The sequence below is a fragment of the Pseudoalteromonas sp. PAB 2.2 genome (genome assembly GCF_001938575.1).
Classification (GTDB): Bacteria; Pseudomonadota; Gammaproteobacteria; order Enterobacterales; family Alteromonadaceae; genus Pseudoalteromonas; species Pseudoalteromonas lipolytica.
Genome location: NZ_LYPI01000011.1, coordinates 41,692 through 54,543, shown reverse-complemented (window position 1 = coordinate 54,543; position 12,852 = coordinate 41,692). Strand labels below are relative to the sequence as shown.

General features: G+C 37.4%; 10 protein-coding genes. All 10 read right to left on the bottom strand.

What is annotated here, in order from left to right:
* Nucleotides 1-33: 33 nt before the first annotated feature.
* Nucleotides 34-2,289 carry a polysaccharide biosynthesis tyrosine autokinase gene (locus BWD47_RS10280; RefSeq protein ID WP_075593922.1) on the bottom strand — a complete coding sequence of 752 codons (2,256 nt, stop codon included), beginning with the start codon at nt 2,287-2,289 and terminating at the stop codon, nt 34-36.
* A 14-nt stretch (nt 2,290-2,303) separates the two neighbouring features.
* The gene (locus tag BWD47_RS10275) at nt 2,304-2,738 is read right to left on the bottom strand and encodes a low molecular weight protein-tyrosine-phosphatase (RefSeq protein WP_075593921.1); all 435 of its coding nucleotides are present in this window, start codon (nt 2,736-2,738) and stop codon (nt 2,304-2,306) included.
* Between the two features lie 12 nt (nt 2,739-2,750).
* Nucleotides 2,751-3,869 (bottom strand): polysaccharide export protein, encoded by a 1,119-nt coding sequence (locus BWD47_RS10270; RefSeq protein ID WP_075593920.1) that lies wholly within the window; start codon nt 3,867-3,869, stop codon nt 2,751-2,753.
* Between the two features lie 1,334 nt (nt 3,870-5,203).
* A complete protein-coding gene (gene rfaH / locus BWD47_RS10265) occupies nt 5,204-5,689 on the bottom strand; it encodes a transcription/translation regulatory transformer protein RfaH (RefSeq protein ID WP_075593919.1) in 486 nt (161 codons plus the stop codon).
* 127 nt (nt 5,690-5,816) lie between these two features.
* Nucleotides 5,817-6,983 carry a nucleotide sugar dehydrogenase gene (locus BWD47_RS10260; RefSeq protein WP_075593918.1) on the bottom strand — a complete coding sequence of 389 codons (1,167 nt, stop codon included), beginning with the start codon at nt 6,981-6,983 and terminating at the stop codon, nt 5,817-5,819.
* A 220-nt stretch (nt 6,984-7,203) separates the two neighbouring features.
* Entirely contained in the window at nt 7,204-7,941 is a 738-nt protein-coding gene (locus BWD47_RS10255; protein ID WP_075593917.1) for a glycosyltransferase family 2 protein, read from the bottom strand.
* Nucleotides 7,942-7,943: 2 nt separating this feature from the next.
* Nucleotides 7,944-9,170: an exopolysaccharide biosynthesis polyprenyl glycosylphosphotransferase gene (locus tag BWD47_RS10250; RefSeq protein WP_075593916.1), complete on the bottom strand. Its 1,227-nt coding sequence runs from the start codon at nt 9,168-9,170 to the stop codon at nt 7,944-7,946.
* A 137-nt stretch (nt 9,171-9,307) separates the two neighbouring features.
* On the bottom strand, nt 9,308-9,976 hold the full coding sequence (locus BWD47_RS20025; RefSeq protein ID WP_143474487.1) for a hypothetical protein: 669 nt from the start codon (nt 9,974-9,976) through the stop codon (nt 9,308-9,310).
* A gap of 406 nt (nt 9,977-10,382) precedes the next feature.
* A complete protein-coding gene (locus BWD47_RS10240; protein ID WP_075593914.1) occupies nt 10,383-11,468 on the bottom strand; it encodes a glycosyltransferase family 4 protein in 1,086 nt (361 codons plus the stop codon).
* The gene (locus tag BWD47_RS10235; RefSeq protein WP_075593913.1) at nt 11,465-12,850 is read right to left on the bottom strand and encodes a hypothetical protein; all 1,386 of its coding nucleotides are present in this window, start codon (nt 12,848-12,850) and stop codon (nt 11,465-11,467) included. Before BWD47_RS10235 ends, BWD47_RS10240 begins: the two co-directional genes overlap by 4 nt.
* Nucleotides 12,851-12,852: the final 2 nt, after the last annotated feature.

The window sequence follows — 12,852 nt, the reverse complement described above, 5'->3', positions numbered from 1 at the left end:
CCCTATTCAAAAACAATACTGTGAGAAAATTGCTTAGTTACTACCCGATTTATACTCGTAATTGTAATACCCGTAGTAGCCATACGCATTGCTTGCTTTACGTAACACCCCATTAAATACCACGCCTTTAACATCAATACCATTTTGCTCAAAGCGGTTACGCGTTAGCTCTATTTCGCGCGCATGGTTTTGACCAAAACGTGTCACTAGCAATGTTGTACCCGTGTGGGCACTGACTATAGCTGGGTCTGTTACCGCTAAAATTGGAGGGGTATCAATTATTACAATGTCGTATTTGCTTTTAATTTCTTCGACTAGCTTACTAAAGTTACTGTGCATTAATAACTCAGAGGGGTTTGGTGGTATTTGGCCACGTGTAATTACGTCGAGGTCTTGCACTTGCGAGTGCTTTGTTACTTGCTCTAAGTTTAAGCGGCCCGATAGGTAATCACTTAAGCCATCGTCCCACTGCATACCAAACTGGGTTTGCAAATACCCTTTACGCATATCGGCATCGATAATCAGTACCTTTTTACCACTTTGCGCTAATACTGTTGCAAGGTTAACCGATATAAACGACTTACCCACACCTGGGCTTGGGCCCGAAATAGCAATAAGGTTATTTTTAGACTCCATCATAGCAAAGTGCAAACTGGTACGTAGGCTACGTAATGCCTCGATTGATAAGTCAGCTGGGTTATCAACCGCCAGTATGGTTTTAGGCTTGTTACGGCCTTTTTTAGCTTTGCTAAAACCGGTAAGTTTATCTTGGTAGTCTGAATACGGTACGCTTGTATATACAGGCAGGCCTAGTGCCTCAATTTCGTTAGGGTCTTCGACCCCTTTATGTATCGCTTTTTGTATTAATACAATAGCTACGGCTAGCATGCCACCCAGCATAGTTGCCACAACAACAATGAGTGCTTTTTTAGGTTTAACCGGTTTTGAGGTATTAACCTCGGCATAGTCGATTATACGTACATTGCCTACGGTACCTGCACGCACAATATCGAGCTCTTGCGTTTTACTTAGCAGTAGTGTGTAAATTTGGTTGCTTACCTCAACATCGCGCTTTAAACGCAGTAACTCTTGCTGTGTTTCGGGTAGGTTGCCTACTTCGCCCACTAGGTTTTGCTTTTGTTTTTCGACCGCTTCTATTTGTTCAAGCACCCCTTGGTATGTTGGGTGGCTGTCTTTAAATTTACGGCTTAGCTCTAAGCGCTTTAGCTCTAGCTCTTGTAATTTAGTTTCAAGCTCTACTACTTGCTCTAGTACGCCTTGCGTCTCTAAAGTAATGTTGATTGATTGACGCTGAATTTGGTAGTCGTTAAAACGCTGCTCGGCGTATTCAAGCTGCTTTTTAACCTCAGGCAACTGTACTTCTAAAAACTCGAGTGATTTTTGTGCCTCGGCGCTATTGCGCTCTACATTGCGGCGTACATAAATAGCGGCCACTTTATCGAGCACTTTTTCGGCGTAGCCCGCGTTTTCGCTTTGTAAGCTTAAATTAATAATGCCTGAGTCTTTACCTTTTTCGCTTGCACCAATTGCTGCTTGTAAATCTAAAATAGTATTTAAACGATCTTGACGTAAAAGCGTAAACTCGGTGCCAGGGCGGGCGATTAAACTGCGAATTGTTACGTTAAATTTACCATTTGTTAGCTCTTCGCCCACTTTACCTTTTAAAATAACGTCGCCGTCACCATTTAAAAGTGTAAATTGTTTATTATTGCCAGTGCCTTCACCAGCAACTAAGGTAAAACCTGTACCGATTGCTGAACGCGGTACGTCAAACCTAAATACGTTTATGCTCTCGCCACCCCAGGCATAGCTGCTTGCCCCAAAACTAGGCTCCGCTAGGTCACCATTTTCTACTGGAGTAAACTTACGAAACGCTCTGTTACCAATTACAGGAAAGAGCTTTGGTTCGGCAATAATATCGAGCTTTAATGTGTCGACGGCCTCGCCAATAACAGAGCGCGATTTTAGTAACTCTATTTCGGTTACCGCAGCCGAGGTACTTTCGAACATACCGGCCATGTCATCAAAGCCTGGTACCGATGCGCCACCATCTTCAACTTGTATCATGGCCGTTGCTTGGTAAACCGGAGTAGAAAAAACCGCGTAAAACACACCAACAGCCATGAAGGCTGCCGTAATTGCCGCTATAAAGTATTTGCGGTCAATTAATGCACCTAATAACGCCATTAAATCGATTTCTTGGCTTGCTTGTTCTTGTTGGGTTCTATTTTGTTTATTTGCTGCTAATGCAGTGGGCTGAGCATTCATGTACTAGCCTTTCCTTATAAATACTTTTGCCAAGCGCTACACGCGCTATCGATTAATTCGTAAACATGCTTAAAAGCCTCTTGGCTTTGACGGTAAGGATCGGGTATTTCTTTATCGCCTACCCACTTACCAAGCAAAAATGTTTTACCGCGAGCCTGTGGGTAACGCGCGCACAAGTCATTTATGTGGCGCTGTTCCATCACGAGTATTACGCTATTATTTGCAACAAGGTTTGAGGTAATTTGCCTCCCCTGATGCGCGCTCATATCAATATTATGCTCGTTTGCAATTAACTGAGCTTGGGCATCGGCGGGTTTTCCTTCAAGGGCTGTTAACCCCGCCGACGATACAGTTACATTTTTGCCTTGCAGTTTGCTTTTTAATACATATTCGGCGGTTGGGCTGCGGCATATATTGCCGGCACACACAACTAATACAGAATCAAACATACCATTTAACCCTTAGTTTGTGTTTGCTACGTCGTTTACTGCATCTACCGTACTAACAGAAGGCAGTAGTAAGCTTATTACACGGTTCCAACGGGCAAGCGGTGCACTTGTTACATATACTATGTCGTGAGGTTGTAACTTAAACTGCTCGGCCAATACTAAAGCTGCCACATTTTTAGCATGCAGCTGATATACATCGGCAATTACACCGTCGGTTTCTAAATTGCGTTTACGTAGTACAAAAACACCGTTAGCATCTGCCGTGTTTTCGTTTAAACCACCCGCATCACTTAATGCTTGCGCTAAATTTAAACCATAACGATTAACACCCACTGTACCAGCGCGCTTAACATCGCCTAACACAAACACTTTTTGCATATCGTTACGGTTTACGTGGACAATATCGCCATGTTTTAACAAACGATTTTGTGAAATATCACCTTTAGCGTAAAAGTCATCTAATTTAATAACTTCGGTTTTATCACCGCGTGTAAATGTCACTGTTCGCCAATCGGCAGATTCAGTTAAACCACCTGCTTGGTTTAATGCATCAATTAATGTAAGTGGAATTTCGGTTACTGGTAGTACGCCTGGTTTATTTACTTCACCCGTGACATAGGCTTTTTGGCTTCTAAAACCAACTATCTTAATATCGACCTGTGGGTCTTCGATAACGCGGCTTAAGCGCTTAACAAGTTCTGCGTGTACTTCTTGTACTGTTCTGCCAGCCGCTTGAATATTTGGTGCATATGCATACGTAATTGTGCCATCGGCTTGAACACGAAAGCCATCAAATTCGGCAGTACGCTGAACAGCCGCAGGTATTGTAAGCTCTGGGTGATCCCATACACCAATCGTTAGTACATCACCAACGCCTAATCGGTATTGGTAGTCAGAGGTATCAACACCGTCTAAGCTTGTTGGTTTAGTATGTGTAACTTGAGATTGTTTTTGCTGATTAATTAAAGAAGAGTCGATGATTTGAATATTGACTTTATCGAGCTCCTTCTCAAGGTTATCTACTTTTTCACCCGATTCGATTCCTTCAAAATGGCTACCGGGGATGATTGTACAGCCAGTCATTGCAAGTAACGCAAATGACGTCACAATTGTTTTACAGCTAAGCGCCATTGTTATTTCCCAAATAATTTTTTAAAACGTCCAGTTTAAATAAACCCACAACTGTTTATTTTTTTGCTGCCTAATTAAAGCATGGCAACCATTGGTTCGCAAGACTGAGTGTTTAGTAAACGCTCACTTGTGACAGTTTTTTGCAAAATAGTTAATGAATGCATCGAGGTTCTTTTGTACCGATTGCTTTTTCTTTATGTTTAGTGTTCTCGCGCGAAATAAATTTCACGCATACAAAAGACACGCACTACACACGTGGGAGGTGTTTTAACACCGAAAGAGCGAACCTTTTCAGCGACATTAAACAACCAGCTCAATTTAGCTCGTATCTCGCTTCTCGTAACTCGTTGCTATAACCCTTTCACAGCTAAAGCAGTTCCTACAAGTGATACGCTTCACACACATGGGAGGCGTTTTAACGCCGAAAAGGCGAACCCATTCAGCGGTATTAAACAACCAGCTCAATTTAGCTCGTATCTCGCTTTTCGTAACTCGTTACTTATAATCCCTTCACAGCTAAAGCAGTTCCTACAAGTGATATTCATACACCGTAGGGGGGATTAACGCTGAACCACATTTGGCGTTTTCGCGCGAAATAAATTTCACGCCTACAAAAGACACGCACTACACACGTGGGAGGTGCTTTAACACCGAAAGAGCAAACCTTTTCAGCGACATTAAACAACCTGCTCAATTTAGCTCGTATCTCGCTTCTCGTAACTCGTTACTTATAATCCCTTCACAGCTAAAGCAGTTCCTACAAGTGATACGCATCACACACGTGGGAGGCGTTTTAACGCCGAAAAGGCGAACCCATTCAGCGGTATTAAACAACCAGCTCAATTTAGCTCGTATCTCGCTTCTCGTAACTCGTTACTTATAATCCCTTTCACAGCTAAAGCAGTTCCTACATGCGATATTCATACACCGTAGGCGGTGTTTAACGCCGAATTACATTTGGTGTTTTCGCGCGAAATAAATAAGCTCGCATATCGTACTTCGTGGCTCGAAGCTGTTACAAGTCCTTCGGACAGCTTCCGTTCCAGTTCGTCGCAGAGCTCCTCTCGCTCACGCTTGAAAGCAAAACTTTTTGCTTGTCTAGTCCTTCGGACACGCTTCCGCCCCTAGGTTGCAGTTCCTACGTACTGATTTTTTTGCTAATTTTTGTCTTTTTACGCGTTGAAGTATAATGTCTACACAGTAGGAGGCGTTTTAACGCCGAACATTTTTACCCTATTCTCGGCTAAAGCCGTTCCTACGTCACGACTTATAAATTTTTCCACGCCACGCAAGCATCATACCTGCGGCCGTTCCTACAAGATTACTCGTAGAACTTATAAACTAATCTCTTTGTTATCTACACTTACGGTGACTTGTTTGTTCAATAAATTAACTAACAAAATACTGCGCATGTCGCCATCGGGTTCTTGGTATATGGCTTGAACATTTTTAAACGACTCGGTATTTAAATAAACCACATCACCCGTTTTAGGTAAGTCTGATTTTACTTCGCACGCTGTTTCAAAAGAACGGAGTTGAGAAATTAACTGTTCAGGAACAATTTGAAACTTGCTGCCATAAGCTACAAAACCGCTTACGCCCCGCGTATTTTTTACCGCAGAAAAATTACAATTTTGTGTGTTTAACTTAATAAATAAATAGTTCGGAAAAAGAGGAGATGTTTTAATAGAACGGCGTCCCTTTATAATTCGCTCTATTTTATGTTCGGGAAAGAATACCTCAAAACCTTGGTTTTGTAGGTTTGTTTGAGCTCTTAGCTCTTGTTTTGCTTTGCAAAAAAGTAAGTACCAACTTTCCATAGTCACACCTAAAATGCTCATTTTCCTTAAATCCAATCCAAAAGGATTGCTTTTTATGAGTCGGCGATTATACGCATAGAGTTCTGACGTGTCTATTATAATATTTCATGCTTTTTCTGTCATTAACCTAATCATTTCCGAACAGATCTCGTGTATATATTTTTTCTGCAACATCTTGCAACTCTTTAACCATACGATTTGCAATAATTACATCTGCACTTATTTTTAGTTCATTGAGATCTTGTGTCACTTTAGAGTTAAAAAAAGTACTTTCTTGTAGCTCAGGCTCAAATACAATGACTTGAATCCCTTTAGCCTTAATACGCTTCATTACTCCCTGGATAGCAGATGCCCTGAAGTTGTCTGAACCGGTTTTCATAATAAGACGATAAATACCCACAACTTTAGGGTTTTTAGCAATAATTGACTCTGCTATGAAGTCTTTACGTGTTGAGTTTGCATCAACAATCGCACGAATCATGTTATTAGGTACGTTGTGGTAATTAGCTAATAATTGTTTGGTGTCTTTAGGTAAACAATACCCACCATAGCCAAAAGAGGGGTTGTTATAATGACTACCAATGCGTGAATCTAAACACACACCTTCAATTATTTGTTTGGAATTTAACCCATGACTTTCAGCATAACTGTCAAGCTCATTAAAAAAAGCCACACGCATAGCAAGGTAGGTATTCGAAAATAGCTTAATCGCTTCGGCTTCGGTTGAATCGGTAAATAAAATATCAATATTTTCTTTAATGGCCCCTTGAGCTAACAAGTTGGCAAATACCTCGGCACGCTCTGAGCGCTCACCTACAATAATACGCGATGGGTGCAAATTATCGTAAAGCGCTTTTCCTTCACGTAAAAATTCTGGCGAGAAAATAATGTTATCGGTTTTTAGCTTTTGTTTTATGCTTTCGGTAAAGCCAACTGGTACTGTCGACTTTATCACAATAACAGCATGTGGTTTTATAGCTTGCACATCTGCTATAACTGCTTCAACTGACTGGGTATTAAAATAATTAGTTTCAGGGTCGTAGTCTGTCGGTGTTGCTATCACTACAAAATCAGCTGCTTCGTAAGCCAAAAACTTATCTGTTGTTGCCGTAAAGTTTAATTTTTTATTCGCAAGGAAATTTTCTATTTCGGTGTCTGATATGGGTGATTTACTCGCATTCAGTAATGCCACTTTTTCTTCAACAATATCCAAAGCCACTACATTATTGTGCTGAGCCAACAACATAGCATTAGACAAACCAACGTAACCCGTACCCACAATTGTTATGTTCATAATTGCTCGTAAGTAAAAACAACACGCTGCTATATTTACTTACTACGCTAATTTATTTTTGTGACGATTTAATTATCAAGCTACTTTTTTAAAACAACCAGTAAACGTTATTAATTTTAATCGGTAAGTCTATGGTCTTGAAATTGCTGAATGAAACCAGTTTAGAAAAGGTAAAAAGAAAGAAGGTAGATTAAACATTGCGGATTAAGAAAAATGTATTTTACACGCGAGACTTAACTGCGTTCACAACATAACATAGGAAATAATACCAAACACTCAAAGGGCCAACCTTATTACTATTCTTAAGTATCTTAAAGTGCCACGTTGCGGCCTTAAACTTGTTACTTGATAAGCTATTCGTAGCAACTAAGTAATTTGCAACGGGCTCCTCAATACCTATAGAGTCTGTTTTTTCTATTATATTTAACCACATAGCATAGTCTTCATGCCCTATGTGCTGTTGGTAAAATTTACCAAGCAATTTAGCGTTGTATATGCCCGTTAAGTTACCTATACAGTTTTGTTTTAGCATATCCTTAAGAGTTACACGTGACTTTATTTTTTTTATATTAAGAACATCGCCAGACTCGTTTACGCGATAGTATGCACAGTGTGAAGCGTTTACATTATGTATGTTCATCGCTTCAATTTGAGCTTTTAACTTATTAGGTAACCATGTGTCATCACTATCTAAAAAAGCAATGTACTCACCTTGAGCCACTTTTATACTGTTATTTCTAGCTGACCAAGCCCCTGATGCTCCCTTATTCAAGGTATACTTTATACGTTTATCATTGGAGGCAAGCTCTTGTACAATTTTAGCAGTTGAGTCTGTTGAGCTATCATCTGTAACAAGCAGCTCCCAATTTGTATAGGATTGGTTTTGGATTGAGCGAATGCTGTTTTCTATCGTTTTTTCAGCATTAAACGCAGGCATAATAATGGAAACCAACGACATTATTATTTTGCCCCGAAGCCTGTCAGCATAGTTTTTAAAGTCTTGAACACAATATTTACGTCAAGCCAAAAAGACAAATGTTTAATATAATAAAGATCGTAAGCAAGTTTTTCTTTTGTAGAGTCAGTATCATCTGCATAACCATGGACTGTTTGTGCCCACCCAGTAATGCCTGGTTTAACCATATGACGATAACCATAAAATGGGATATCTTGCTCAAATAACCTCACGAAAGACTCTTGCTCGGGTCTTGGACCAATAAGCGCCATATCTCCCTTTAGTACATTAAAAAACTGAGGTAACTCGTCAATTCGAACTTTTCGAATAAATTTTCCAACTTTAGTAATTCGAGCTTGCTCATCCGTTGCAAACTTATCTTTATCACACAACTTTTCAACGGTCATGCTTCGGAACTTATAAATTTTAAAAACTCTACCAGCTTGGCCAACTCGCTCTTGTGTAAATATAATTGGACCGGGACTTTCTAATCTGATCAATATCGCCGTTACTATCATTACAAAAAGTGAAAAAGGCAACGTTAAAATAATAATAGCTGATTCCCATACACGCTTAAAAAGCTGATAAATAGGGTTTGGTTGCAGAGTTCCTATTGAGTTTTCAGAAAGATGATGAACTTGTACTTTCCCCTTGATCATTTCTTTTATACTTTCGGCATGAAAAACTGAGATTTCGTTCAAGCTACAATCTGCAATAAACTTTTCTTGATAAGGCGTTAAGTTCTGGTGTAAATCAACAACTAAACCATGCTTAATCGCAGTTTGATCATAAGGCTCAGATAGTAAGATCGTTTCAATGTTACTATGAGATTCCAAGTCAGAATAATCAAAATTATCAATCACATGCAACATTAACTTTTTATGATTTGTTCTTAAAATCGTTGTTGTAAATAACCAAGCAAAGCTTGATGCAGCACCGACAAAAATTAGAAATAAAGAGTAATCAAAACGCAAAATCAATACTAACGAAAGTGCTATGCTAAACACTGAAAAAATTAACGGGATTATGTAGTATTTTCGATCAACTAAAAGATACTTCGCCACTAAAGGCAAAGTGAAGGCTGTCGCTAGGTAACTTCCCTCAACAAGCATTAAAGAGTTTTTTACAGATTCCGTAGAGTAAGGGAATGCAGAAAAAGCTAACACCAAGCATGCCGTAAACAACAATCCCAGTGTGTGACATACAAATGAATTTGATAATAGTTTATACACGTTACAATCTTTTAGCTTAACTCTGATTACAACCCTCTGAATTAGAGGGACGAAAAGGATGATATTATACTTAGAACCTATATTGAGGGCAATACTGACTCGTAACAATATTGCACGACCAGCAATACCTTTATGCTTTATACATTACTTTTACTTACCTTAACACCATACTTATTGAAAATATCAGATAAAAAAACAGCCATTAATATACAGTTAAAACTAATTACATTTTCAAACATCATTACAAATAAAATTACAAATAACATGTACAATTCTTTTTCTGTAGCTTTTTTAAATGTATTTAATACCAGCATCATAAAAAGCATATACCCCAAAATTCCAAATGAGAAAATGAGATTAAAAAACGCCATATCGACCTTCTCAAAAGTGACTCCTCCAAAAAGTAAGCCTATGAAACTTGTTGCATTAATGTACTCTGTTATCAGAGTCAGCCTACCACTTAAAGCATAATTTAAAAGATCTGTAACTAACTTAAATGATTGAGAGTAAAGCAAACCATACAGAATTAAAGGTATGAGAAGGTACAAGAAAATTAAAAATTTAAATCGGTGCAGCATACCGACAAAGGGAATCAAAACTATAGAAAGAACAGAGGCAAGCATATATGTTCTTGAACCTAACCAAACTGAAAACGCTAAGAAAATTAAAGTTGAAATAAAAAATAATGCTTTTTGATCATACACATAGATTAAAACGGTAATTGAAAGTATGAGCATTGATATAATATTAGGATTTAAGAAACCAAGTGAGTGTTTTATCGAAAAACCATAACTACTAGCCATCATGAAACTTTTAGATTCAATTAACCCATTTAGTGCAAGTAATGAAACTAATACAAACAAAGTTAATAGTATGCATGAAAGAAAAAACAGATTCAGTTTCTTAGACTTCCAGTCGAAAAAGCTTAAAAATAAAGCAAATATAACGACACTCATAACGTCAAAATAAAATAAATTTTTTGTTATTAGTAAATATAAGAGACAAATAAATAAAAAAAGTAAAATTTTTGATATAAACTTTTTCTTTATCAATACATTTGACTTCAATAAAATAAGGAAAGATAAAGCAAAGCAGATAAACCGAATTGCTATAAGAAGGTTTTTGTTATCTTGAAATAAAAGCATGTAACTAAAAAAGTTACTGACGTACATGAAAATGAAAATAAAATATAGCAACATGCTTTCATAGTATTTATTCATTGATTATTTTGCTTTGCCATAGTTCAAGAATGTGTAAATCATCATAGCTTTTTGATGTCTCTAAACCATTACCTATGAGTTCTTTTGCCAGTTTATCATTTTCAGCTATATCAAGCATTGCCCTAGCTAGCTCTTCAATGCTTTGATCTTGAACTAGGATACCATCATAATTATTTGTAATAATATCTGACGGGCCTGTTTTACAGTCAAACGAAATAACTGCAGCACCGCAAACTTGAGCCTCTAAAATCACTAGTCCAAACCCTTCATATCTTGAAGAAAGAATAAATGCTTTGCTCTGTAAGTAATATTTAGATACATCATTTTGAGCACCAAGTAACTCGACTTGACTAGATAAATTAAGCTCAGAAATTTGAGCTTCGAGATTCGCTCTTTCCTTACCTTCACCAATAATTTTAAGCTTCCACTCTGGGCATTTGTGATGTATCAAAGAATATGCTTTTAATAAATTATCGAAACCTTTTTGTGGGTCTAATCTACCGACAGCCAAGAATTGCTTCTGCCTATCCTCATAAGCAGGAATATTTTTCGGCTTAACAAGAGTGATTGGGTTTATTGTCTTTATCGATGTACAAAACTTTTGATATTTCTTTTGATCAGACTCTGTTAAACATAGCACTTTGTGAGCGTATGGATATAACAGTCTTCTTAACACGCGCCACACGATACTCGGCGAGTCAAAGTGAATATGTTCGTAACATATTACTTTTTTTGCTAGAAATAAGGACGCAAGTAATGTGAAACAATTTGTAGATGTCCAATTAGTAACAATGAAGTCTGGGTTTGAGTCTTTAATTATTTTTCTTAATGAAAATAACATCTTAGCATTTGATGAAGAGAAATAGCTTAAACCTGAATTTTCACTGTCATCACTATCAAAACCTAATGAATACCTCTTTACTTCGCTTGGAATTTTAAAGAAATCTTCATCTGGACTTCTAAATGTAACTAGCTCACACTGAATATTTTTATCGTTTAAAAAAATATTTATAAGCTTATTAACTACATTATCAGTACCACCGCAATGCATGGCATGATTAACGAACATAATTTTCATATATTTTCTTCTACTAATGTTGCTAACTCTTCGATTCCTTCAGCTGTTTCTTTATCCGCTAAATTAAGCTTAAATTCGAAGCAAACTTTATGATAGCTAGCGACAAAATTAATATTATAATCTGCCGGCAAGCTATTTTGGGGTCGGCTTTTCATCCACTCTATTGCATCTCTAATCTCACCGAACCCATTCAGTTTTCTTGCTAAGAAATGCTTCTTATAAAATGCATCCCCAAACATCGAAACTGGTTTATTTTTAAGAACCGCCTCATAGCCTACCGTACTAGTTAAAGTGAAGATTCCAGAACATTCATCAATAATCTTTTTTGCATTCAGTTCAGGACGAACCAAAAGAACATTTGGTAAATTAGAGAGCTTTTTATAAAACTGCTTATCCTCAAACGCATGAGCACTTTTATGATCTTTTACTATTAGTAACTCCCCTTTTTTTAAGCTAAAAGCAATATTTTTAATGATATTTAGCTCATCATAAAATCGTCCTAACAAAGAGGTCGACGACTCGGGATGATAATGTAGAGGATATAAAAAGTAAGTTTGGGTATCTAATGGCTCAAATTTAGTAAAATATTTTTTTATTCTATATGAGTTAAGCTTTCTATAAACATTTCGTAATCTATATCGGATTGAAGATACAATAGGCTTACCTAACTGAAACCCTGCACTATTAGACCCCAATGAATATTTGATATGAGTTTTAAGACTGTGTATACCCACTTTTTTTAATGCAGGTAAAGCACTTACTTTGCTTAACCCATTATTCTTCATGTAATCTGGCTCAACTTCGTTAATCTGAGATAAATAATTTTTAGCAAAATCTAAATCATCTGCTCTAAAAGTATTCGATAATAAAGCCTGCTCAATCTTATCTGCTAATTCATTATCATCAGACGAAAAGCAGCACATAGATGGTAATCTTGAAGACGTTAGGCCTAAATATTTACCATTTTCAGATTCGATAGCTTTCCAAGCAATATAAGCAAACCCATTAGACACGTTTTCATAAAAACATGTTGATATTTTATGCTCAAGAATGACTCGTTTAAAAAAGCAATATAATCTTTCGACGACTTGACTTGACTTATGTCCTGAAAACTCGCCAGAAAAACCATAATAGTTGCCTCGGTCAAAATCTGGATGCAAGCACCAAGTATCTAAATTACTTACCAGATCACTGTCTATTGATAGATCATTTTCGAACACCTCAACAGGGATACCACTTTTATCTAGTTGAAATAATTCTTGAGTAAACTTAGAGTCTGTTGCTATGACAACATTGTTGCCTCGCTGTTTAAGCTCAATTGCCAACTTTAGATAGTACTTAGAAAATGCTGCTGTATTAATTAATATTAAAATACTTTTCAAAA

Coding starts and splice junctions, on each gene's coding strand:
- BWD47_RS10280 (WP_075593922.1), bottom strand. CDS start 2,289: ATGAATGCTCAGCCCACTGCATTAGCAGCAAATAAACAAAATAGAACC.
- BWD47_RS10275 (WP_075593921.1), bottom strand. CDS start 2,738: ATGTTTGATTCTGTATTAGTTGTGTGTGCCGGCAATATATGCCGCAGC.
- BWD47_RS10270 (WP_075593920.1), bottom strand. CDS start 3,869: ATGGCGCTTAGCTGTAAAACAATTGTGACGTCATTTGCGTTACTTGCA.
- rfaH (WP_075593919.1), bottom strand. CDS start 5,689: ATGGAAAGTTGGTACTTACTTTTTTGCAAAGCAAAACAAGAGCTAAGA.
- BWD47_RS10260 (WP_075593918.1), bottom strand. CDS start 6,983: ATGAACATAACAATTGTGGGTACGGGTTACGTTGGTTTGTCTAATGCT.
- BWD47_RS10255 (WP_075593917.1), bottom strand. CDS start 7,941: ATGTCGTTGGTTTCCATTATTATGCCTGCGTTTAATGCTGAAAAAACG.
- BWD47_RS20025 (WP_143474487.1), bottom strand. CDS start 9,976: ATGATGGCTAGTAGTTATGGTTTTTCGATAAAACACTCACTTGGTTTC.
- BWD47_RS10240 (WP_075593914.1), bottom strand. CDS start 11,468: ATGAAAATTATGTTCGTTAATCATGCCATGCATTGCGGTGGTACTGAT.